The sequence below is a fragment of the Aeromonas sp. 603404 genome (assembly GCF_049171775.1).
Lineage (GTDB): Bacteria > Pseudomonadota > Gammaproteobacteria > Enterobacterales > Aeromonadaceae > Aeromonas > Aeromonas veronii_A.
Window position 1 is genome coordinate 186,385 of record NZ_JAAKPE010000005.1, and the last position, 23,495, is coordinate 209,879.

The 23,495-nt window shown below is 56.6% G+C and carries 21 protein-coding genes; 20 read left to right on the top strand and 1 reads right to left on the bottom strand.

Features of this window, described 5'->3' with window-relative positions; translation table 11 throughout:
- Positions 1 to 134 precede the first annotated feature (134 nt).
- A complete protein-coding gene (locus G5306_RS09600; RefSeq protein WP_216978208.1) occupies positions 135 to 1,775 on the top strand; it encodes a methyl-accepting chemotaxis protein in 1,641 nt (546 codons plus the stop codon).
- Between the two features lie 142 nt (positions 1,776 to 1,917).
- Positions 1,918 to 2,817: a DNA-binding transcriptional regulator OxyR gene (gene oxyR / locus G5306_RS09605; protein WP_216953055.1), complete on the top strand. Its 900-nt coding sequence runs from the start codon at positions 1,918 to 1,920 to the stop codon at positions 2,815 to 2,817.
- Positions 2,818 to 2,866: 49 nt separating this feature from the next.
- On the opposite strand, the gene G5306_RS09610 is transcribed toward oxyR, so the two are convergent.
- The gene (locus tag G5306_RS09610) at positions 2,867 to 5,338 is read right to left on the bottom strand and encodes a penicillin-binding protein 1A (RefSeq protein ID WP_421312786.1); all 2,472 of its coding nucleotides are present in this window, start codon (positions 5,336 to 5,338) and stop codon (positions 2,867 to 2,869) included.
- 299 nt (positions 5,339 to 5,637) lie between these two features.
- Between G5306_RS09610 and tapM the strand changes: the two genes are divergently transcribed.
- The 18 genes from tapM (at position 5,638) to G5306_RS09700 (ending at position 23,434) form a co-directional block, all read left to right on the top strand.
- Positions 5,638 to 6,699 (top strand): PilM family type IVa pilus assembly protein TapM, encoded by a 1,062-nt coding sequence (tapM, locus tag G5306_RS09615; protein ID WP_323137627.1) that lies wholly within the window; start codon positions 5,638 to 5,640, stop codon positions 6,697 to 6,699.
- Entirely contained in the window at positions 6,687 to 7,265 is a 579-nt protein-coding gene (tapN, locus tag G5306_RS09620; RefSeq protein ID WP_216953058.1) for a PilN family type IV pilus biogenesis protein TapN, read from the top strand. Before tapM ends, tapN begins: the two co-directional genes overlap by 13 nt.
- Positions 7,262 to 7,861 carry a PilO family type IV pilus biogenesis protein TapO gene (gene tapO, locus G5306_RS09625; protein ID WP_216953059.1) on the top strand — a complete coding sequence of 200 codons (600 nt, stop codon included), beginning with the start codon at positions 7,262 to 7,264 and terminating at the stop codon, positions 7,859 to 7,861. The genes tapN and tapO overlap by 4 nt, the downstream gene beginning before the upstream one ends.
- A complete protein-coding gene (locus tag G5306_RS09630; RefSeq protein WP_216953060.1) occupies positions 7,858 to 8,391 on the top strand; it encodes a pilus assembly protein PilP in 534 nt (177 codons plus the stop codon). Before tapO ends, G5306_RS09630 begins: the two co-directional genes overlap by 4 nt.
- A 16-nt stretch (positions 8,392 to 8,407) precedes the next feature.
- On the top strand, positions 8,408 to 10,621 hold the full coding sequence (locus G5306_RS09635; protein ID WP_421255651.1) for a type IV pilus secretin PilQ: 2,214 nt from the start codon (positions 8,408 to 8,410) through the stop codon (positions 10,619 to 10,621).
- A 191-nt stretch (positions 10,622 to 10,812) separates the two neighbouring features.
- Positions 10,813 to 11,331: a shikimate kinase AroK gene (gene aroK / locus G5306_RS09640; protein ID WP_266134309.1), complete on the top strand. Its 519-nt coding sequence runs from the start codon at positions 10,813 to 10,815 to the stop codon at positions 11,329 to 11,331.
- A gap of 14 nt (positions 11,332 to 11,345) precedes the next feature.
- Positions 11,346 to 12,428 carry a 3-dehydroquinate synthase gene (gene aroB / locus G5306_RS09645; protein ID WP_421312787.1) on the top strand — a complete coding sequence of 361 codons (1,083 nt, stop codon included), beginning with the start codon at positions 11,346 to 11,348 and terminating at the stop codon, positions 12,426 to 12,428.
- Positions 12,418 to 13,998 carry an SPOR domain-containing protein gene (locus G5306_RS09650; protein ID WP_421312788.1) on the top strand — a complete coding sequence of 527 codons (1,581 nt, stop codon included), beginning with the start codon at positions 12,418 to 12,420 and terminating at the stop codon, positions 13,996 to 13,998. Before aroB ends, G5306_RS09650 begins: the two co-directional genes overlap by 11 nt.
- 70 nt (positions 13,999 to 14,068) lie before the next feature.
- On the top strand, positions 14,069 to 14,941 hold the full coding sequence (locus tag G5306_RS09655; protein ID WP_005335008.1) for a Dam family site-specific DNA-(adenine-N6)-methyltransferase: 873 nt from the start codon (positions 14,069 to 14,071) through the stop codon (positions 14,939 to 14,941).
- A gap of 189 nt (positions 14,942 to 15,130) precedes the next feature.
- Positions 15,131 to 15,805, top strand: a complete 675-nt coding sequence (gene rpe, locus G5306_RS09660; RefSeq protein ID WP_421312789.1) for a ribulose-phosphate 3-epimerase — start codon at positions 15,131 to 15,133, stop codon at positions 15,803 to 15,805.
- Positions 15,792 to 16,460: a phosphoglycolate phosphatase gene (locus G5306_RS09665; RefSeq protein WP_139494141.1), complete on the top strand. Its 669-nt coding sequence runs from the start codon at positions 15,792 to 15,794 to the stop codon at positions 16,458 to 16,460. The genes rpe and G5306_RS09665 overlap by 14 nt, the downstream gene beginning before the upstream one ends.
- Positions 16,461 to 16,502: 42 nt before the next feature.
- Entirely contained in the window at positions 16,503 to 17,507 is a 1,005-nt protein-coding gene (trpS, locus tag G5306_RS09670) for a tryptophan--tRNA ligase (protein WP_005362251.1), read from the top strand.
- Positions 17,508 to 17,625: 118 nt separating this feature from the next.
- Positions 17,626 to 17,841: a hypothetical protein gene (locus G5306_RS09675; protein WP_005334997.1), complete on the top strand. Its 216-nt coding sequence runs from the start codon at positions 17,626 to 17,628 to the stop codon at positions 17,839 to 17,841.
- Positions 17,842 to 17,862: 21 nt separating this feature from the next.
- Positions 17,863 to 18,444, top strand: a complete 582-nt coding sequence (locus tag G5306_RS09680) for an aminodeoxychorismate synthase component II (RefSeq protein ID WP_216953065.1) — start codon at positions 17,863 to 17,865, stop codon at positions 18,442 to 18,444.
- A 277-nt stretch (positions 18,445 to 18,721) separates the two neighbouring features.
- Positions 18,722 to 19,939 (top strand): aspartate aminotransferase family protein, encoded by a 1,218-nt coding sequence (locus G5306_RS09685; RefSeq protein WP_421255653.1) that lies wholly within the window; start codon positions 18,722 to 18,724, stop codon positions 19,937 to 19,939.
- A 76-nt stretch (positions 19,940 to 20,015) separates the two neighbouring features.
- Positions 20,016 to 21,035 (top strand): arginine N-succinyltransferase, encoded by a 1,020-nt coding sequence (gene astA, locus G5306_RS09690; RefSeq protein ID WP_278167812.1) that lies wholly within the window; start codon positions 20,016 to 20,018, stop codon positions 21,033 to 21,035.
- A 72-nt stretch (positions 21,036 to 21,107) separates the two neighbouring features.
- On the top strand, positions 21,108 to 22,577 hold the full coding sequence (astD, locus tag G5306_RS09695) for a succinylglutamate-semialdehyde dehydrogenase (RefSeq protein WP_421255654.1): 1,470 nt from the start codon (positions 21,108 to 21,110) through the stop codon (positions 22,575 to 22,577).
- Positions 22,578 to 22,636: 59 nt separating this feature from the next.
- Positions 22,637 to 23,434 (top strand): DUF1338 domain-containing protein, encoded by a 798-nt coding sequence (locus G5306_RS09700; protein ID WP_421255655.1) that lies wholly within the window; start codon positions 22,637 to 22,639, stop codon positions 23,432 to 23,434.
- The last annotated feature ends 61 nt before the right edge of the window (positions 23,435 to 23,495 follow it).

A 23,495-nucleotide genomic window follows, 5' to 3' on the forward strand; every position in this document is an offset into this window, starting at 1 on the left:
TGTCCAGGGCCGATAGGCAAACAATCACAGAAACGGTATGAAATCCTTCTGTTTTCCGGGTGCAGGCTATGCTCTATATGACCATTCCCGGTGGATGTTGCGGGAGTGAAGACTCATTTCAAGGAAGCCCTTATATGTTCAAAAACATGTCCATCGGCCAGAAACTGAGTGCCGGATTTGCCATCCTGGCCTTGTTGGTACTGGGCTTGGCCTGGTTTTCAATCAGCCAGCTGGCAAAGCTCTATGGTGATACCGAAACCATCACGGGTAATTTACTGCCTTCTACTCGTCTGGCGAGCCAGATGCATGTTGCCGTGCTGGATGCGCGTCGTTCAGAGTTGGCCCAGGTCATCGGTGGCCTGAACAAGGATGAGCAAGAGGTAAGCGATCGCACCCTGACCTTCAATAAGGCCAAGCAGGAATTTGAGCAAGCAGCCCAAAAATATGGTGCTTTACCTTTCACTACTGGTGAAGAGAAGCAGGTTTATGAGCAGGTGGTTGCGGCGGGGGCCAAGTATTTTTCGGTACATGACCAGCTGTTAAATGCCTTTGCTGCTGGCGATCTGGATAAAGTCAGAAGTCTGCGCAAAAACGAGACTCGTGCCGCATTGGAAGAGGTTGGTGCCAAGTCATATCGTTTGCGGGAGATCAATAACGAGATTGCCGATGAGATGGTGAAAGACATTGCGGCCATGTATAGCAATGCCAGAACCATGAGCATTATTGTCAGCCTGGTGACGCTGGCTTTTGTGGTGGTGATTGCCTGGCTGTTGACCGCCCAGATCCGCAATCCGGTGATGGCCCTGCTGGAGCAGACCCGCCGTGTCTCCTCCGGTGATCTTACCTCCCGCATCGATATGCAACAGTTCAACAATGATGAACTGGGGACTCTTGCCAAAGGGTTTGGCGAGATGCAGACCAATTTGCGTACCCTGGTCAGTGAAGTCTCGGGCTCAGTGGTGCAACTGAGTTCGGCCACCGAAGAGATGAGCTCGGTAGCAAGGCAGTCAGCGGCCAACATGAGTGCCCAGCAGCATGAACTTAATCAGCTGGCAACCGCGATGAACGAGATGCAGGCTACGGTTCAGGAGGTTTCTCGCAACACTAGCGATGCCGCCAGTGCCGCCACCTCGGCCAGCGAAACCGCAGAGATTGGGGCCAAGACTGTTAATGACTCTATTTTGCGCATCGAGCGGGTAGCGGGGGCCATCGAGAGCACTGCAGTGGTGATCCGCCAACTGGGCGATGATAGCCGCAATATCGGCATGGTGCTGGAGGTGATCCGCGGCATTGCCGAACAGACCAATCTGCTGGCATTGAACGCGGCGATTGAAGCGGCCCGGGCCGGTGAGCAGGGACGGGGTTTTGCGGTGGTGGCTGATGAGGTGCGTACTCTGGCCAAACGAACCCAGGACTCCACCTCCCAGATCAATACCATCATTGCCGAGTTGCAGCAGCGTGCCGAACAGGCGGGCAGTACCATGCAACAGAGTCAGGAGCTGATGAACACCACGGTAGCTACCGCTCGGGAAGCGGGCGAGTCCATTTCCCAGATCAGTGGCTCGGTCAGCAGCATCTCCCACATGAACATCCAGATTGCGACAGCCACCGAAGAGCAGGGGGCGGTGAGTGAGGAGCTCAACCGCAACGTGGTCAATATCAGCCACGCCTCCGAAGAGGTGGCTGCCGGTGCCACCCAGATGGCTCAAGCTTGCAATGAGTTGAACCATCTGGCCAGCCAGTTGCAGGATATGGTGCGCCGTTTCAGGGTGTAATCCCTTGTCGAGTCAAACAGCCCGATTGCCGCGAGGTGATCGGGCTGTGTTATTTCCGAGGGCCAGAGCGAGCCGATGACTTGTTCCGCCGGGTGATATTGTGCATGCTGATGGCCCATTTTCCAGGCAGGACTCTTGCTGTATGAATCTTCGCGATCTCGAATATCTGGTGGCGCTGGATGAGGAAAAACATTTTCGCAAAGCCGCTGAACGCTGCTTTGTCAGTCAACCCACCCTGAGCGGCCAGCTGCGCAAGCTGGAGGATGAACTCGGGGTCATTTTGATCGAACGTACCTCGCGCAAGGTGCTGTTTACCCCGGCTGGCGATGCCATGGCCCATCAGGCTCGTCGGGTGCTCAAGGAGGTGCGCGAGCTCAAGAGCATCGGTCAGCACTTCTCCGAGCCGATGTCCGGGGAGATCCATATCGGTTTTATTCCGACCGTGGGCCCCTACCTGTTGCCCCGCATTATCCAGACCCTGCGTGAGCATTTTCCCCAGCTGGAGTTCTATCTCTATGAGGAGCAGACCCAAACCCTGCTCAAACGGCTGGAAGAGGGGGAGCTGGATTGCGTCATTCTGGCCGAGATGCCGGGGATGGAGGGGTTTGGTTCAATCCAGCTCTACCACGAGCCGATGTGGTTGGCTGTGCCTTGCCATCACCCCGAAGCACAGGCCAGACAGGTGCCACTCGGCAATCTCAAGGGCAAGAAATTGCTGATGCTGGCCGATGGCCACTGTTTGCGGGAGCAGGCGATGGGATTCTGTTTCGCCGGCGGGATAGGTGAGGATCAACGCTTCAAGGGGACCAGTCTCGAGACGCTGCGCAACATGGTGGCCGCCGGTAGCGGCATGACCCTGGTGCCAAAGCTGGCCGTACCCGCCGATCATGATGAGGGAGGTGTGAGCTATCGTCCTGTGGTTGACCCTGTGCCGGGTCGTACCATCTCGCTGCTCTATCGCCACTACTCGGTACGTCGCCCCTGTTTCAACGAGCTGGCCGCCTCGATTGCCACGCTGATGAGCAAGCAGTTGGCCCAATAAAAAAACCGGCAGCCAAGGCTGCCGGTTTTGCTTCTGCCGCGAGAGCAGCTTAGAAGATATCGTCGGTTGAGACAGGCCCTTCCACATCGGGGTTGTCACCACCATAGACCTGATTGCCGTCCGAACTGGGCGCGGCGTAACGGGTCGGCTCGGTCCCTTCCTTGAAGTATTCGTCGGTTCCGCCACTGGTCGCCAGCAGTCCGGTTTCGCTGTCAATCTTCACCGTCATGATCCCTTCGGGAACCGGCATCTTGTGCTCCGGCAGCTTTTTGAGGGCGACTTTCATGAAGTCGATCCAGATAGGCTGTGCAGCGCCACCACCAAACTCGGCACGGCCAAGGCCACGCTGGTGGTTGTCAAAACCGATCCAGGAAGTAGCTACGATGTCCGGGGTATAGCCGGAGAACCAGGCATCCCGCGATTCGTTGGTGGTACCGGTTTTGCCGGAGATATCGTGACGTTTCAGGTCACGGGCTGCACGCCAGCCGGTACCACGCCAGCCGTTGCCACCCCAGATGGCTGTGCTCAAGGTGTCGGTGATCAGGAACGCGCTCTGGGCACTGATGGTATGCGGGGCGATGGTTGGCGCGAGAGGGGTCTGCGTGCCATCTTGTGCTGCGCCATCAACAGTTGGCTCCGACAGTGTGCTCTGCTCGGACGCCGTCTGCTGTTCGCAATTGTTGCAGGCAATGGCAGGATTGGCCTGATAGAGGGTGTTCTCCAGGCTGTCGGTGACTTTGTCGATGAAGTATGGGGTCACCAGGAAGCCACCGTTGGCCAGTACCGAGTAACCACGCACCACCTCGAGGGGGGTAAATTCGGCTGCGCCCAGCGCCAGTGACTCATGGGGCGAGATGAAGTCGCGGGGGAAGCCAAAGCGTGTCAGACCGTCGATATAGGTATCCAGACCGATGGCGCGCATCAGTCGAACCGACATCACGTTCTTGGACTTGGCCAAACCCAGACGCAGCGGGGTGGGGCCATCATAAACGGCCGGGGAGTTCTTGGGCTGCCACATGGGCCCTTTTGACGGATCCCACTGGTTGATTGGCGCATCGTTGATGAGCGACGCCAGGGTATAGCCGTGCTCCAGCGCGGTCGCATAGAGGAAAGGCTTGATATTTGAACCGATCTGGCGACGCGCCTGATCGACCCGGTTGAATTTGGATAGTTCGAAGCTGAAGCCGCCAACTACTGCTTCCAGCGCGCCATTTTTCGGGTTCATGGCAACCAGCGCGGCGTTGACGTCCGGGATTTGGGCCAGCAGCAATTCTTCGCCCTCTTCCCGCACCCAGATCTGGGCGCCGACTTTCAGTACATCGCGTGCCGATTTCGGGGCATAGCTTTGGCGGTCGTCGGTAATAAAGGAGCGAGCCCATTTAATGCCGTTCCAGCCCAGCTCTGCTTCCTTGCCATTTTTAAGTACCAGTGTGGCGCTACGGTCACCGAGCTTGGTCACGACTGCCGCCATCAGCGGATCATAAGTGGGTTGCTTGCCAAGGTGGGCCACGATCTGCTCGTAATCCCAAGCTGTTTCGCCTGCCTTCCACAACTGGGCCGTCGGGCCACGATAGCCGTGACGCATATCGTAGGCAAAGACGCCATCCAGCAGAGCCTGTCTGGCGGCCCTTTGGCGTTCGGCAGAAACGGTAGTGTAGACGTGCAGGCCCATGGTGTAGGCATCTTCACCAAACTGCTCTACCATCTTCTGGCGTACCATTTCACCCAGATAGGGAGCGTGCAGGGTCACTTCGGCGCCGTGAAAACGGGCCTTGATCGGCATTTTGGACGCTTCGTCAAACTGGGCCTGGGTGATCTTGCCGGTCTCCAGCATCCGACCAAGCACAACGTTGCGGCGCGCAAAGGCGCGCTCGGGGGATCGGATGGGGTTGAGCATGGAGGGGGCTTTGGGCAGACCGGCAATGATGGCGATCTCGTCCAGCCCCAGATCCTTGACCTCTTTACCAAAATAAACCTGAGCCGCAGCACCGATCCCGAAGGAGCGATAACCGAGAGGGATCTTGTTGAGGTACAGTTCGAGGATCTCGTCTTTTGAGAGATTCTGCTCGATCCGCCAGGCCAGGAAGACCTCCTTTATCTTGCGGATGATGGTTTTCTCATTGCTCAGGAAGAAGTTGCGTGCAACCTGCTGGGTAATGGTGCTGGCACCCTGACGGGCATGACCTGATACGGCCCAGACGGAGGCGGCGCGAATGATGCCGATGGGGTCAATGCCGGGGTGCTCGTAGAAGCGGGCATCTTCGGTTGCCAGTACGGCATCGATCATTGGTTGGGGGATTTCATCCAAGCGCAACGGAATGCGACGGATTTCGCCATATTGGGCGATCAATTCCCCATCTCGGCTGTAGACCCTCATCGGGGTTGCCAGTTTGACATCACGCAGTGCGGTGACATCGGGCAGTTGGGGTTTGATATAGAAGTAGATACCGATGAGGCTGGCAACACCCAGCACAGCACCCAGCATCATGACAATAAACAGGCGAACGAGCCATTTCAGCATGGAAGAACTACCAATCGTCTTAAATTTAGCCAACGGGCGCAGAGTATAGCCCTTTTGCCATCTGGAATTCGAGGTTTTCCTGTGGCAAGTGACCCATCGACAGGATGCGAGAGGTTAGCACTACAGTGAGCAATAACCAAGGTGCCTCCCTTTATCTCAAGAAAGCGAGGTGGGTCACTTTTCGGTATAAACTTTATGACATTGATAGTTAGAGCATTTAGGATGGATCAAGCTCTCATCTGATTAGAGTGTCCTACACTCAATTCAGGTATAAAACCCAATAACGCATGGATGTGTATATGTTTGGGCTATTTAATAAGGGATCCCTCCTCCCCCTGGTGGGCATTGATTTCGGTAGCCAGACCATCAAGGCCGTTACCCTCACTGGTCGTCCCGGCAAGCTTCATATTGAATCTGTTGCCGAGGTCGCCACCCCGAAAGGTACGCTGGTTGATTACCAGCTACAGGATATCGAGCGGGTCAGCCCATCTTTGAAAACCCTCAAGCGCCTTATCTCTGGCCACAGCGATTATGCCGCGACAGCGGTGACTGGTTCCAATGTGATCACCAAGGTCATCCAGATTGATGCTCGCCTTGGTGACAAGGAGCTGGAGAGTCAGGTGCAGCTGGAGGCCGAACAGATAATTCCCTTTCCCCTCGATGAAGTCAGCCTCGATTTTGAGGTGCTGGACACCAGCGCCAGTGAAGATCGTCAGGATGTCCTGTTGAGCGCAGCCCGTACTGAGAGCGTCAATGGCCGGGTCAGCGCTCTCGCTGAGGCTGGCATTGCCGTCAAGGTAGTGGATGTGGGAGCCCATGCCTTGGGGCGGGCCGTTGTGGCCTGTTTGCCCGAGTTGCAGGAGAGTGAGCGACCGATCGGGGTGATCGACATCGGTGCCAGTGCCATGACCTTCGCGGCGCTGGTCAAGGGAGAGGTGATCTACTCCCGCTTGCAAAACTTCGGCGGCGATCAGTACAGCCAGGCGCTCTCCTCCTTTTATGGCATGACGCTGGATGAGGCTGAGCAGGCTAAAACCAAAGGTACCTTGCCTGTTGACCATGAGCTGGATGTGCTGATGCCCCACATCAACTCGCTGCTGCAGCAAGTGCGGCGCAATATCCAGCTGTTTTGCAGTTCATCCGGTTATCGCGACATCGCAAAACTGGTGCTGACGGGGGGAGGCAGTCTGCTACCCGGTTTGTTGGTACAGGTAAAAGAAGAGGTCAATTGCGAGGTGTTGCACCCGGATTTGTTCGCCCTGTTTGGCAAACCGAAAGGAGAGGCCGAGCTGGTACATGGCGCTAAATATATGACGGCATTCGGGTTGGCTCTGAGGAGTTTTACACCATGTCAAATATAAACCTTCTCCCCTGGCGCGAGGCTCGTGCTCAGCGGCAAAAGAAACAGTTTGGTGCCCTGCTCGGGCTTTTCGTGTTGGTCACTGTCGCACTGAGCCTCTTTGCCAACTGGCTGGTCGAGCGTCAGATTGCCGCCCAGCAGCAGCGTAATCAGCGTCTGGTTCAGGAGATGACCATCCTGGATGCACAACTGGGAGAAATCCGCCTGCTTAAAGAACGTCGCAAGGAGCTGATCGATCGGATGCAACTCATCGAACATCTCCAAATGCGTCGAAATGTGCCCGTTCGTCTTTTCAACCAGTTGCCCTCTCTGGTACCCAATGGGGTTTACCTCAATACCCTCTCGTTGCAGAACAATATTATCGATGTCAACGGCAAGACAGAAGCTTATGGTCGAGTTGCCAGCATGATGCGTCGAATCGATGGTTCCGGCTGGCTGGGACAGTCGAAAATAAGCACCATTTTTGCAGCGGAGGTCGCGCCGGTATCGTTGAGTCAATTCTCGATGATGTTCCTGATTGCCAATAATACCGCGGCTGCCGGGGATATGGCCAAGGAGAGCAAATGAACCTTCAGCAACTCAACGAGCTTGATCTGAATGACATCGCGAGCTGGCCAAAATGGGCGAAAGCTGTCTTTATCCTGCTGTGCTGTGTGTTGACTGGTGGCGCTATTTATTACTACGTGATTGCCAATTCCTTAGGCAATCTGACCAAAGAGAGCGCCAGAGAGACGGAGCTTAAAGGCCAGTTTGAAAGCAAGGCGATGCTGGCAGCCAATTTGGGCGCCTACAAGGCACAAATGATCCAGCTCGAGCAACTGGTCGATACCCAGCTCAAGCAGTTGCCCAATACCCATGAGGTCGCCGGTTTGCTGGACGATATCAGTTTTATTGCCACCGATAATGGCTTGAAACTCAATCGCATCAACTGGGAACCTGAGGTCAAGCACGAGTTTTCTACCGAATTGCCCATGCGGATCGAGGTAGTAGGTAATTATCATCAGATCGGCAAGTTTACGGCAGATATGGCAGCCCTGCCTCGTATCGTCATACTCGACTCCTTTACCTTGAGTCAGAGCAAGGATGAGGGAGACCTGATTGCTATGTCGATGCTGGCCAAAACCTACAAGTACAACGGTAAAACAGTGGAGCAGAAACAATGAGACGCATCTGCTGGTTGTTACCTGCCCTCTTGCTGACGGCCTGTGGTGGTCAGGAGGAGATGGATTCCTATATTGCCGAAACAAAGGCAAGACCCCCTGTACCTATTGAACCCTTACCCCAGTTGAAGCCGTTTTCCCCCATGCACTATCAACAACGCGATCTGCGTAGTCCCTTCATGATGCCGCAACCAGAAGCAAGTGTCGGGCGCGCGAATAGTGCCCAGGTGAAGCCTGATTGCGCACAGGTTATGATGGACAGAGAAAAAGAGGTATTGGAAAACTACTCTCTCGCCAGCTTGTCAATGCACGGCTCCTTGGGAAAGGCCGGGCAGTTGTGGGCCCTGATCAGCACACCTGATGGAAAATCAATACGGGTCGGGCTCAACCAGTATATGGGGCTCGATCAGGGTAGAGTCATCAAGATTACTCCTACGGCAGTGGATTTACTGGAAACCATTCCGGACGGGAAGGGGTGCTGGGTAACAAGAGAAACCCAGTTGGCGATGGCCAATATGCAAGAAAAACAATAATCAGGGACGAACAGCAATGAGAACAACCATAGACAGTGTAACAAAAGTGGCTTTGCTGTTTTGCGCCAGTGCCTTTGGTCAGGCGTGGGCAGTGGCAACCTTGCAAGAGATAAAAGTTAATCCATTGCTGGCAGACCAGTTGCAACTGGAGCTCAGCTTCAGCGAGCCTGTGAGTGGCTTTACCGATCGTCTCTCCTATAAACCTAACCAGCTCCTGCTGCATGTCCCCGGTGCTGTGGGTGCACTCAAGGTGAACCCGCTGCCTATTCAGCGTCAGGGAGTAGACAACATCAAGGTGGAAGGGAAGGGAGCTGGCCTTGATATCAAGATTGCTCTCGATCAGCTGGCTCCCTATCAGGTGCAGCAACAGGGTAACAAATTGCTGGTTTCCCTTGGTGAAGGGACCTCATCAGCTCTGATTAATGGCGAAAGCGCCCTGATTGCACCAGCCGCAACGGCTTCCTCAGCCATGGTGGCCACTCCAGCTCCTTCGGCACTGCTCAATTCTCAGGTTGTTGCCAAGTCAATGCCTGTTGCACCGGTAACCCCTCCTGTTGCGACGCCTGCTGCCAGCAAACCACTGCTCGGCAGCTATCAAAACAGTGGCAGTGGAGCCTATTTCAACTCGGTGACCGGGGTGGATTTTCGTCGTGGCAAGGATGGTCAGGGGGAGTTTCTGGTCACACTTGACAACAGCTCGGCTGCCGTCGATGTGAGCAGCCGCGGTCAAACTGTGCTGGCCAAGTTTCATGGTACTCGCGTGCCTGATGGTTTGCTTAATCTGATCAATGTGCAGGATTTTGCGACACCGGTCTCTCAGGTTGAGGTGTCCCGGCAGGGCAACGATACCCTGTTTGAGCTGTCGGTTAATGGCCAGTTTGATTACCGTTACGATCAGGCTGATAAACTGTTCATTATCGAAGTGAAAAAACGCACGGCGGCATCTGCGTCTTCAAAGCAGTATCAGGGCAAGCCCATCTCATTGAACTTCCAGGATATCCCGGTTAGAACCGTGTTGCAGCTTATCGCTGACTTCAACAACCTCAATCTGGTTACTACCGATTCTGTGGCAGGCAATCTGACACTACGTCTGGATGGCGTGCCCTGGGAGCAGGCGCTCGACATCATTTTAAAAGTGCGCGGTCTGGATAAGCGGCTTGATAACAACATCCTGCTGGTTGCTCCGGCTGAAGAGATTGCGGCACGGGAGAAACAGCAGCTGGAGAGCCGGAATCAGGTGGCTGATTTGGCCCAGTTATATACCGAATATATGCAGATCAACTATGCAAAAGCATCCGAAGTGGCTGCTCTGCTCTCATCCGAGAGTACCAAGTTGCTATCGCCACGTGGCGCGGTGAGTGTGGATGAACGGACCAACGTGCTGGTTGTGAAGGATACGGCTGAGGTTATCAGCAGTATCAAGCGGATGCTGGATATTCTGGATATCCCGGTCAAGCAGGTGGTGATCGAAGCGCGTATGGTGACCATCGATGACGGTTTCGATGAAGCGCTCGGGGTTCGTTGGGGAGTGACCAAGAACGATGGTCACGGCAACAGCACTTCAGGCTCTATTGAAGGGAATGATTCGTCCGGTAATAACGACGGTAGTTCAACGATTACCAGACCCTCGGTCGATAATCGGATGAACGTCAATCTGCCGGTGACCAATGCTGCCGGTACCTTGGCATTCCAGGTTGCCCGTCTGGCCGATGGAACCCTGCTTGACCTTGAATTGTCTGCGCTGGAAAAAGAGAGCAAGGCCGAGATTATCGCCAGTCCGCGGGTGACCACTGCGAACCAGAAACCGGCGTTGATCGAACAGGGTACCGAGATCCCCTATGTGGAGTCCTCTTCCAGTGGTGCAACCTCGGTCACCTTCAAGAAGGCGGTACTGAGCTTGAAAGTCACGCCGCAGATCACCCCTGACAACCGGGTGATCCTCGACCTGACCGTGACCCAGGATACCAAGGGCGAAACCGTACCGACCGGTACCGGTGATGCAGTCTCCATCAACGCCCAGTCCATCACGACGCAGGTACTGGTTAACAATGGCGAGACACTGGTGCTGGGCGGCATCTATCAGCAGACTATCAAAAGCGATGTGACCAAGGTGCCCTTGCTGGGTGATATCCCCGGATTGGGCGCCCTGTTCCGCAAGACCACCAGCGAGAACAAAAAGCGTGAACTGCTTATTTTCGTGACCCCCAAGATAGTCACCGACGCCTTCTGAAGGCTTTACATGTGAAGGTAAAACACATATAACCTTACGCCCCAATGAGGCTGGGGCGTAAGGGCTGCGGTTGCCAGTCCCGATATCTATTGAGATAATCCCCCTCCTGATCCATCGCAAGATAAGGTTCATAGGTACCCCGATCCAGTATTTATCGGGGTCGTACAGTTTGTAATTACTAACGAAAAAACATGGCTGAGAAACGCAATATTTTCCTGATAGGTCCCATGGGTGCGGGCAAGAGCACCATAGGTAGACATCTGGCAGAACAACTGCATATGGAGTTTTTCGACTCAGATCATGAGATTGAGCGCCGCAGTGGTGCTGATATCGGCTGGGTGTTTGATGTTGAAGGCGAAGAGGGTTTCCGTATTCGTGAAGAGAAGGTGATCAGCGAATTGTCTGAGCAGCAGGGTATCGTGCTGGCAACCGGTGGTGGAGCCATCAAGAGCCGGGAGACCCGCAACAAGTTGTCTGCTCGTGGCATCGTGGTCTACCTCGAAACCACTATCGAAAAGCAGCTGGCGCGCACACAGCGAGACAAACGCCGCCCTCTGCTACAGACCGAAGAACCGGCACGCGAAGTGCTGGAACGTCTGGCACAAGAGCGCAATGCCCTGTATGAAGAGGTTGCCGACTTTGTTGTGCACACCGATGACCAGAGCGCAAAAATCGTTGCCAATCAAATTGTAAAGCTGATCGGTATGTAATCTAGAGGACGTCCATGGAACGGTTGAAGGTCGAACTGGGTGAACGCAGCTATCCCATCGAGATAGCTGCAGGGTTGTTGCAGCGCCCCGAGGCGCTGGTATCGACCATCAAGGGCAAGCGGGTGATGATAGTGACCAACACGGTCGTTGCTCCGCTTTATCTTGAACGGGTAACCGCTCTGCTGTCGGGTTTTCAGGTTGAACACCTGATCCTGCCTGACGGCGAGGCGTACAAGAACCTGGCGACTTTTGAGCAGATCATGTCTGCTCTGCTTGAAACCAACCATGGGCGCGATACGACGCTGATCGCTCTGGGGGGCGGCGTGATCGGGGATGTGGTGGGCTTTGCGGCAGCAAGCTATCAACGTGGCATTCCTTTTATCCAGATCCCGACCACTCTGCTCTCCCAGGTTGACTCCTCTGTTGGCGGTAAAACCGCGGTCAACCACCCCCTCGGCAAGAACATGATTGGGGCTTTTTATCAGCCCAAACAAGTTGTTATCGATACCGAATGTCTGAGTACCTTGCCAGCCCGCGAATTTGCCGCAGGGATGGCCGAGGTGATCAAGTACGGCATCATTTGGGATGCTGATTTCTTCAGTTGGCTGGAGCAGAACATGGTGCGTCTGCAACAGCTGGAACCTGCCGCGATGGCCTACGCCATCAAACGTTGCTGCGAGATCAAAGCCGATGTGGTCGGTCAGGATGAGACCGAGCACGGCGTCCGTGCACTGCTCAATCTGGGCCACACCTTTGGTCATGCCATCGAGGCTGAGCAGGGGTATGGCAACTGGCTGCATGGTGAAGCGGTATCCGCTGGCACCATGCTGGCAGCCTGGACTGCGCAGGCCCGTGGCGATATGAGCGAAGCGGACGTTGCGCGAGTGCGCGCTCTGCTGCTGGCCGCCAATTTGCCTATTCATGCGCCTGCCGAGATGGATTTCGCCGCCTTTATTCGCCATATGCGCCGTGACAAGAAGGTGCTGGAAGGCAAGCTGCGTCTGGTGTTGCCGGTTGGCATCGGCCATGCGCAGGTGGTGGGGGATGTGTCCGATGCCGAGTTGCTGGCGGTGATCGAGTCTGGTCGTGACGAATAAACTGCTAAAACTTCCTTCCCAGCGGCAGCTGGTTGACCGGCTGCTGCATCTGATTGAATTCAATCACCCTTTCATTTTTCTCTCCGGTAAACCCGGTTGTGGTCGCGGTACCCTGTGCGAATCCCTGCTCGGCGTGTTGCCGGAAAAAGTGCGGGTGGTAAGCCTGATTGGTACGCCTGCCATGAAGATGGTGGATGTGCGCCAGCTGTTGCTGCCACAGGTGGTGGCGCGCCCGCTGTTCAATCCACAGGATGCGCTGGCGGAGAGCTTCTTTCGCATGCTGGAGGGGAGCAAGCCTGCCACCCTGTTGCTACTGATAGAACGGGCCGACCAGTTGCCGGCCGACCTGCTGGGAGAGTTGTGGGCGATCATCCGTCATAACGATACCCTGGCGGCGCCCCATCAGCTGGCCATTATCGTCTCGGGCAGTGACGTCTGGTGTCGTACCCAACGGCCGCAGCTCAAAGGGCGTGCCATGCCAGCCCTTGAGCTGGAAGTGCCGCCACTGAGCCCGCCCGAGCAGCGCATCTTCTTGTATGAGAAAGCCAAAGAGCTCAAGATCCCGGCGACCCTCTTGCCCAAGCCGCAAGTGGAAGAGATCCTGAAAACGGCGAACGGACATCCGTCCACCATCATGCAGTTACTGGAGGATATCATGACCGACAGAAGGCCAAAGAAGCGTCAGGCGGAGTTGCCTGTCAAGAAGATTGCCACCGCTATCGCGCTGGTCGCTGGCGGCCTGCTGGCATTGAGTTACCTGCTGCCTGCGCTGTTTGACAATGAAAGCAAACCGGCGCTGCAGGATCCTGCACAGAACACGGCATTGCCGATCTCGGTAGCGGGAGGCGATCCCCTCACCGCAGGCGGTTCGAATACCGATACCGCTGCACAAGGCGCGCAAAACAGCGATGCAGCCAGCAATCACAATGGGGTTGTGAAAGATTGGCAGCCGGAGGCGAAAGTGTTGCCCAAATCGGTGGAGAGCGAAACCGTGACCACCGAATCAACCAATTACGAAGGGCGTCGGGTGGTGATCTCTGACGAGGTCGTGCAAAAGCTGATGACCGAACCCAAGGTGAGCGGCGCTCTGCCTACTGACGTGGTGGACGAGCTGACCGGCAAGAACCCGAGTGGCACAGCCCCCAGTGGTGCAATCGCAACCACGGCGCCAGCCAGTACCGCCAAAGCACAGAATCCGGTGACAACCGCAACGCCTGCGGCCACCACCAAAACAGCCAGCAACGAGCCGGTTGCCGCGCCTGCACCCAAAGTGGCCCTGACACCGGTCGCCACCTTGAACAAGAAGCCGCGCAACCACTACAGCGTTCAGTTGATGGGGGCGAGCAATACCAAAGCGGTGGATCAATTTGTCGCCGAGCATGGTCTGGCGGGCAAGGTATGGGTCTATCAGACCAAATTCCGTGGCAGCCCTTGGTATGTGGTGCTGCAAGGGGATTATGCCGGTTTGACCCAGGCCAAGAGTGCCATTCGCAAGCTTCCGCCAGCCTTGCTGAAAGGCCAGCCCTGGCCCAAGTCGTTTGCACAGGTACAAAAAGAGCTGAAGCAATAGCCTTGATACCGGATAAGGGGGTAGAATCGTCCCCCTTTTTGGGTCTTGCCTTCTTACACACCGGATTTCCATGAAAAAAACACGCGCTTTTTTAAAATGGGCCGGGGGAAAATACTCCCTGGTTGAAGAGATTGCCGAGCGCCTGCCGGCCGGGCGTGTGTTGCTGGAGCCCTTCGTCGGGGCCGGGTCTGTGTTTCTCAACACCGACTACGACGCGTATGTGCTCAACGACATCAATCCGGATCTGATCTGCCTGTACAACCACCTCAAGCTGACGCCGGACAGTTTCATTGCCGAGGCGCGCAAGCTGTTTGTGGCAGAGCACAACCACAAGGCGGCCTATTATCGGCTGCGTACCCAGTTCAATCAGACCGAGACCACCTTCGAGCGGGCACTCTTGTTCCTGTTTCTCAACCGTCACGGTTTCAATGGATTGTGCCGCTACAACAAGAAGGGCGGCTTCAACGTGCCGTTCGGTTCCTACAAGAAACCCTATTTCCCGGAAAAAGAGCTGTGGGCCTTTGCCGAAAAGGCGCAGAAGGCGACCTTTATCTGCGAGAGCTACGCCGACGCCATCAAGCGTGCCGAAGAGGATTGGGTTATCTACTGTGATCCACCCTATGCGCCGCTCTCCACTACGGCGAGCTTCACCACCTATGCCTCCGGTGGGTTTACCCTGGATGATCAGGCGATCCTGGCGCGACTGGCCCGCCACACAGCGGCTCACAAAGGGGTGCCGGTGCTGATTAGCAACCACGATATCGAGCTGACTCGTGAGCTTTATCGCGGTGCCCGCCTCGATGAAATCCTGGTCAAGCGCACCATCAGCCGCAACGGCGGCACCCGCAACAAGGTGGCCGAGTTGTTGGCGCTCTATCCGCCCGGAATCGAACCGGAGCAGGGCTACTATCCCAGCGACAGTGAACTGCTGCCACTGACGTAACAGACCATGCGGCGCCCAGGGGCGCCGTTTTTTATGGGCGAGTCCGCGCCCGTGCCGATGCCCCAAAACCCGGGTGGCAGGGGGAGGGGAGGCGATTGCCCCATTTCCCCCGCATTCGAGTCGTTTTCGCCCGCCTTTTACGTTAAAATTGCGCCGCTTTTTCTCCCTGGCTGCCAATGGATGATGCTGATGAAAGACTTTCTGATTGCCCCCTCGATCCTCTCTGCCGATTTTGCCCGTCTGGGTGACGATGTAGCCAAGGTACTGGCTGCCGGTGCCGACGTGGTTCACTTCGACGTGATGGACAACCACTATGTCCCCAACCTGACCATTGGCCCCATGGTCTGTCAGGCGCTGCGTGACTACGGTATCGAGGCCCCCATCGACGTGCACCTGATGGTCAAGCCGGTGGATCGCATCATTCCCGATTTTGCCAAGGCGGGTGCTTCCCTCATCACCTTCCATCCGGAAGCGTCCGATCACGTTGATCGCTCTTTGGGCCTCATCAAGGAGATGGGCTGCCAGGCGGGTCTGGTGCTGAATCCTGCTACCTCGCTCTCCTGCCTCGAGTATGTGATGGACAAGCTGGATGTGATCCTGCTGATGTCGGTCAACCCGGGCTTCGGTGGCCAGAGCTTCATTCTCGGCACCCTCGACAAGCTGCGTCAGGTGCGTCGTCTGATCGACGAGAGCGGCCGCGATATCCGCCTCGAGATCGATGGTGGGGTGAAGGTCGACAACATTCGCGAGATCGCCGAAGCGGGCGCCGACATGTTTGTCGCCGGCTCGGCCATTTTCAGCCAGCCTGACTACAAGGCGGTGATCGACAAGATGCGTGCGGAGCTGGCTCATGTCACACGCTGAGCGCGCATTTGATTTGGTGCTGTTCGATCTGGACGGCACCCTGATTGACAGCGCCGCCCAGCTGGCGCTGGCTGTCAATCTGACTCTGGCAGACCTCGGTCTGGCGCAGGCTGATGAAGCGGTGATCCGTACCTGGGTCGGCAACGGAGCCGACAAGCTGATCCAGCGGGCGCTCGCCTATCGCGAGGCCGATCCCGAGTTGTTTGCCAAGGCCAGACCGATCTTTTTCCAGCACTACAACGCCTGCCTGCTGCAAGGGCTGGCTATGTATGACGGGGTTGCCCAGAGTCTGCGTCGCCTGCAAACCCTGGGTTACAAGCAGGCGATCGTCACCAACAAGCCGAGTGATTTCGTGGCACCCATCCTCGATGCCCTTGGCATCAGCGATTGTTTCGAACTTTGGCTTGGCGGCAACTGCGTGCCAGTCAAGAAGCCGAGCCCGGAGCCATTGCTGCACGCTTGCCAGGAGTTGGGGGTGAGCCCGGCTCGCACTCTAATGGTGGGCGACTCCGAAAATGACGTGCTGGCGGCCAAGGCGGCCGGCATGAAGGTGGTGGGCCTGACCTACGGTTACAACTATGGCCGCCCCATTGCCGACTCCCATCCAGACTGGGTATTCGAGCAGTTTGCCCAGCTCGATGCACTTTTGGTCTAATAGCGCAGCTGGGCTGGCTGAATAACAAGGATTAACACTCTCATGACTAAACCAATCGTATTGAGCGGGGCGCAACCCTCCGGTCAACTGACCATCGGCAACTACATGGGGGCCCTGCGTCAGTGGGTCAACATGCAGGATGAGTTCGACTGCCTCTACTGCATCGTCGACCTGCACGCCATCACCACTCGTCAGGACCCGGCTGCCCTGCGCAAGGCTTGTCTGGACGCAGCCGCCCTCTATCTAGCGGTCGGTATCGATCCCAAGAAGAGCACTGTCTTCATCCAGTCTCACGTGCCGCAGCACGCCGAGCTGGGCTGGATCCTCAACTGCTATACCCAGATGGGTGAGTTGTCGCGCATGACCCAGTTCAAGGACAAGTCCGCCCGTTTCGAGAACAACGTCAACGTCGGCCTGTTCGGTTATCCGGTGCTGATGGCAGCCGATATCCTGCTCTATCAGGCCAATCAGGTGCCGGTCGGCAACGACCAGAAGCAGCATCTGGAGCTGACCCGCGACATCTGTACCCGTTTCAACAACCTCTATGGTGAAGTGTTCACCATGCCGGAGCCCTTCATTCCGACCGAAGGGGCGCGGGTGATGAGCCTGCAGGATCCGACCAAGAAGATGTCCAAGTCGGATGACAACGAGGCCAACTTCATCGGCCTGCTGGAAGATCCCAAGCAGATCGTCAAGAAGATCAAGCGTGCGGTGACTGACTCCGACGAGCCGGCGGTGGTGCGTTTCGACCCGGAAAACAAACCGGGTGTCTCCAACCTGCTGACCCTGATGTCCGGCGTGACTGGCCGCTCCATCCCCGAGCTGGAGCAGCACTTCGAAGGCAAGATGTATGGTCACCTCAAGACCGAGACCGCCGAAGCCGTGGTTGCGCTGCTGGAACCGATCCAGGCTCGTTTCCACGAGTTGCGTCAGGATGAGGCCCATCTGATTGCGATTCTGGCAGAAGGAGCACAAAAGGCGCGCGAAAGAGCTGAAAAAACCCTGACCAGCGTATATGATGTAGTCGGCTTCGTTCCTCGAGCCTGACATACTGGGAAGGTGTAGTAGAAGAGAGCTGGGTATTTGCCTGGCTTTCTTTATTTTCTGCCTAGCTATTTTGTTTAATTTCTTTATTTCAACCTGGGTAATATCCCCAAGAGAAAGCATGCCTGTTCAACCAACTATTTCTGCTGAAGAGCTGAGTGACAAAGGTCACTGGCTACGTAAATTTCGCAAGGCGAAAAACCTCAATACCCTGCAGTTGATGGTCTCCAATGCCATCGACAAGCACCATAAAACCCCTGCCGTTGCTGCCGCCATCTATCTGGCCGAGTGTCAGCGTGAACGGGAAATGGAACAGGGTCGTTATCTCGATCGTTAATTCTCCACTGTTGGTTATCTCATGCTGTTGTTGATCGATAACTACGACTCTTTTACCTGGAATCTGGTGCAATATTTCGGCGCCCTGGGACAAGAGGTTGTGGTCAAGCGCAATGATGAACTGACGCTTGATGCCATAGCGCAGCTCTCCCCCCGTTTTCTGGTGATCTCTCCCGGTCCCTGTACGCCCAATGAGGCGGGGATCTCTCTCGATGCCATCAGCCACTTCGCCGGCAAGCTACCCATTCTTGGCGTCTGCCTTGGCCACCAGTCGCTGGCGCAGGCGTTTGGTGCCCGCGTGGTTCGCGCGCGTCAGGTGATGCATGGCAAGACCTCCCTGATTCGCCATCGCGGCGAAGGGGTATTCTACGGTCTAAAGGATCCCTTGCGGGTGACCCGTTATCACTCACTGGTGGTGGAGCGCGACACGCTGCCCGACTGCTTCGAGGTCACCGCCTGGAGCGAGCATGCCGATGGCTCGTTTGACGAAATCATGGGATTACGCCATAAGACACTTCCTGTCGAGGGTGTTCAGTTCCATCCGGAGAGTATTTTGAGCGAACAGGGCCATTTGCTGCTGGCCAATTTTCTGTCCTGTTCATAAAAATTTGTGATCACCTTCTCAAGTTTGAAAGAAGGTAAAAAATATTTCTCTGACACTTTATTCAGCCCCCTTCCAGCCCAAATTATCTCTTGCCAAGCCCCCCTGAGTCGTTATGCAATGCGGTTGCCTAAAATCTCAAGGTCAATCGAACATTGTTCCTTATAGGTCGTCTTGTTACAGACTTTTTACTTTATTTCTGTGATAATCCCGTCACGTTTACACGGATTTAACTTTTAGGCGGTGGATTATTCTGTCGCCGAATCTGAAGGAGAGCTATATGTCAGAGTTGTTGGCAGTGACACGTGAAGTGTTTGATGAAGTGATGGTTCCCAACTATGCGCCCGCCAAGATCATCCCGGTGCGTGGTGAAGGGTCACGTGTCTGGGATCAGGAGGGGCGCGAGTATGTCGACTTCGCCGGTGGTATCGCCGTTAACGGCCTGGGTCACTGTCATCCCAAGCTGGTCGAGGCTCTGAAAACCCAGGGCGAGAAGCTGTGGCACCTCTCCAACGTAATGACCAACGAACCGGCCCTGCGTCTGGCCAAGAAGCTGGTCGCGGCCACCTTTGCCGACAAGGTCTACTTTTGCAACTCCGGCGCCGAAGCGAATGAAGCGGCCCTCAAGTTGGCTCGCCGCTACGCCATCGAGAAGTTTGGCGAGCAGAAGACCCAGATCATCGCCTTCAATCAGGGCTTCCACGGTCGTACCTTCTTTACCGTCAGCGTCGGTGGCCAGGCTGCCTACTCCGATGGCTTCGGTCCCAAGCCCGGTGACATTACCCATGTTCCCTACAACGATCTGGCGGCACTAGCCGAGGTGATCTCCGACAACACCTGCGCCGTGGTGATGGAGCCGCTGCAAGGGGAGGGTGGCATTATTCGTCCTACCGACGAGTTTGCCAAAGGGGTGCGCGAGCTGTGCGACAAACACAATGCCCTGCTGGTGTATGACGAAGTGCAGTCAGGGGTCGGCCGGACCGGTGATCTCTATGCCTATATGGGGCTCGGCGTCACGCCGGACATCCTCACCAGCGCCAAGGCGCTGGGGGGCGGTTTCCCCATCGGCGCCATGCTGACCACCGACGAAATCGCTTCTTACCTGAAAGTGGGCACTCACGGCTCTACCTACGGCGGTAACCCGCTGGCCTGTGCGGTCGCCGAGGCGGTGATCGACGTGATTAATACTCCCGAGGTACTGGACGGGGTCAAGCGGCGCGAACAGCTGTTCCGCGAGGGGCTCGAGGCGATCAACGCCAAATACCACTGCTTTAGCGAAATCCGCGGCAAGGGGCTGCTGCTGGGCGCCGCTCTGAGCGAGGACTTCAAGGGGCGTTCCCGCGACTTCCTGCTGGCCTCTATCGATCAGGGGCTGATGGCACTGGTTGCCGGTACCAACGTGGTTCGTTTTGCCCCTTCACTGGTGATCCCGGAAGCTGACATCAAGGAAGGGTTGGCCCGCTTCGAGAAGGCGGTTGCCCAGGTGGTCAACGCCTGATTCCAAATTGAGGTGGGGAGCTCTCCCGGCAGGAGCCGGGCCCCCACCTGTCGTCAATGAAAGGGAGTTGTCATTTATGTTGGTTATCCGTCCCATCGAGCAAAAAGATTTTGCCGGGCTCAAGACCTGCGCCATCGAGTCCGGCACCGGCATGACCTCGTTGCCCGTCAACGATGAGTTGCTGCAGCGCAAGATCGATGCTTCTACCCAGACTTTTTCCGACAAGCCCGCCGGCAAGGGGGACTGCCTCTACTTCTTCGTGGCTGAGGATCTCGAGACCGGCGAGATGGTCGGCACCTGTGCCATCGATGCCGCGGTTGGCCTCTCCCAGCCGTTTTACAACTACCACATCGGCAAGGTGGTGCACTCATCACCCAAGCTCGGTATCTACAACGTCGTTGAAACCCTGACTCTCTCCAACGACTACACCGGCAACTCCGAGCTCTGCACCTTGTTCTTGCGCGAATGTGCCCGCGAGGGGCTCAATGGTCGCTTGCTCTCCAAGCACCGCTTTCTGTTTATGGCCGAGCACCCCGAGCTGTTTGACGAGACCGTCTTTGCCGAGATGCGTGGAGTCTCCGATGCCGACGGCCACAGCCCCTTCTACGAGTGGCTACAAACCCATTTCTTCTCGATGGATTTTCCCACCGTCGACTATCTGACCGGCATCGGCAAGAAGCGCTTTATCGCCGAACTGATGCCCAAGTACCCCATCTACGTCAATTTGCTGAGCAAAGAGGCGCGAGCCGTCATTGGCCAGACCCACGAGAAGACCCGACCGGCCATCAAGATGCTGCAGGATGAGGGCTTCGTGAACCGTGGCTACGTCGATATTTTCGATGCGGGCCCCACCGTCGAGTGCGACGTGAAGAATATCCGTAGCGTGCGCCGCAGCAAGAAGCTGCGGGTGCTGGTGGGCGAGCCCATCGGTGGCAAGACCCATCTTATCTGCAACAGCCGTTTCGAGCATTACCGCGCCTGCTACGGCAATATCCGGGTCGATCTCGACAAGCACGAAGCCATCATTCCGCCGAAGATGGCGGCGGCACTCAAGGTGCAGGATGGCGACATGGTGCGGGTGGTTGACCTCGACTGAGACAGACAGGACAAGCAAACCGATTATCAGACAGGCAGCCGAGGCTGTCTGCCAGCGACAGGGAGTGAATGGATGAGCCAGTCAGTACAATTTATCGACGGTAAATGGCTTGCCGGTGAAGGCAAGCCGTTCGAGTCAAAGGACCCGGCCAAGAATCAGGTGATCTGGCAAGGGGAGGCCGCCAGCGCAGCGCAAGTGGATGCCGCCGTCAAGGCTGCTCGCGCTGCTTTCTACCATTGGGCGGATATGAGCCTTGAGGATCGTCTTACCATAGTGCGTCGCTATGCCGACCTGCTGGGTGAGCAGAAAGAGGCGCTGGCGCTGACCATCGCCCGCGAAACCGGCAAACCGCTGTGGGAGACCCGCACCGAAGTGGCCGCCATGCAGGGCAAGATCGCCATCTCCATCCGCGCCCATGACGAGCGCACTGGCACCGTTGAAAATGCCATGCCGGGCGCCAAGGCGTTTGTCCGTCACAAGCCCCACGGTGTGGTGGCGGTGTTCGGCCCCTACAACTTCCCGGGCCATCTGCCCAACGGCCATATCGTACCTGCACTGATCGCGGGTAACGCCGTGGTGTTCAAACCCTCCGAGCTGACCCCCATGGTGGCCGAAGCCATGGTCAAGGTGTGGCAGGAGGCCGGATTGCCCAAGGGAGTGCTCAATCTGGTGCAAGGGGAGGTCGAGACTGGCAAGGCGCTGGCTGGCAACCCCGATATCGACGGCCTCTTCTTTACCGGCTCCTCCCGCACCGGTCATTTCCTCCATCAGCAGTTTGCCGGTCAGCCGGGCAAAATTCTGGCCCTCGAGATGGGCGGCAACAACCCGCTGATCGTGAAAGACGTGAGCGACATCGATGGCGCTGTGCATGCCATCGTCCAGTCGGCATTTATCACCTCGGGTCAGCGCTGCACCTGCTCCCGCCGCCTGTTTGTCGAGCGCGGTGAGCGTGGCGATGCGCTGGTCAAGCGACTGGTCGAGGTGGTTAGCCAGATCAAGGTCGGCCTCTATAACGCAGCCGAGCAGCCGTTCATGGGCTCGATGATAAGCGAGAAGGCTGCACTGGGCATGGTCGAGGCGCAAGCCAACCTGCAGCGCCTCGGTGGCGAGAGCCTGCTTACCCTCAAGCACCTGGAAGCGGGCACAGGCTTTGTCTCCCCGGGTATTATCGACGTGACCTCAGTGAGCGCGCTGCCTGACGAAGAGTACTTCGGCCCGCTGCTGCAACTCATTCGTTACGATGATTTCGATGCTGCCATCGATCAGGGCAACGCCACCCGCTACGGTCTCTCGGCCGGTCTGCTGGGGGACAAGGAGGCGGACTGGCACCACTTCTTCAAGCGGATCCGCGCCGGTATCGTCAACTGGAACAAACCCATCACCGGCGCCTCCAGTGCCGCGCCGTTTGGTGGCATCGGCGCTTCCGGCAACCACAGGGCAAGCGCCTACTACGCTGCTGACTACTGTGCGTATCCGGTTGCCTCTGTCGAAGACAGCAAAGCAACCATGCCGGATCAACTGTCGCCCGGCCTGCGCTTCTAATAACGACACGGGGCATCCAGCGGTGCCCCCATCTGTACCCGCAATCAAAGGAAAGAGAGATGCAAATGGATATCGACACCCTGTTCAGCCATCTGTGGGACAACTACATCAAGGTGACCCCGAGCGCCCTCAAGGTGCACACCCTGCTGGGTGGCGGCGAGCCCATCGTCAACGATCACGTGGCGTTTCGTACCTACAACCTGCCCAAGCTGGGGCTGGAGAAGCTTGCCGCCCACTTCCTGGCGCTCGGTTACGAGCAGAAGGGCGAGTACGTTTTCAAGGCCAAGAAGCTCTACGCTAAGCACTTCGAGCATCAGGATCCGGACGCTCCCAAGGTGTTTATCAGCGAGCTGAAGGTGGAAGAGCTCTCCCCAGCGGCGCAGGCCATCATCCACAAGCTGGCCGATCAGGTGCCCGATCATCTGACCGATACCCCGGCATTTCTCTACACCGGCGCCCCCTGGCAGGTCTCCTATGCCGATTATCAGACTCTGCTGGCGGAGAGCGAGTACGCGGCATGGATGGCAGCATGGGGCTATCGTGCCAACCACTTCACGGTCAATATCAACAAGTTGAAGGATTTCGACACCATCCATCAGGTCAATGCGGCACTGAAGGCGGCGGGTTTCGTGCTCAACAGCGTGGGTGGCGAGGTGAAAGGGGACCCGCAGGTGATGCTGGAGCAATCCTCCACCATGGCCGACAAAGCAGAGGTGCCGTTCAGCGATGGGGTGCGTACTATCCCGAGCTGCTTCTACGAGTTTGCTCTGCGCTATCCGCAGGCCGACGGCGTACTCTATCCGGGCTTTGTCGAAGCGTCCGCCGACAAAATTTTTGAGTCCACCAATGCCATGTAACAACGGGTGTTGGCCAAAGTGCCACTGTTCATGATGTGACATGACGACAGCCCCATATCGG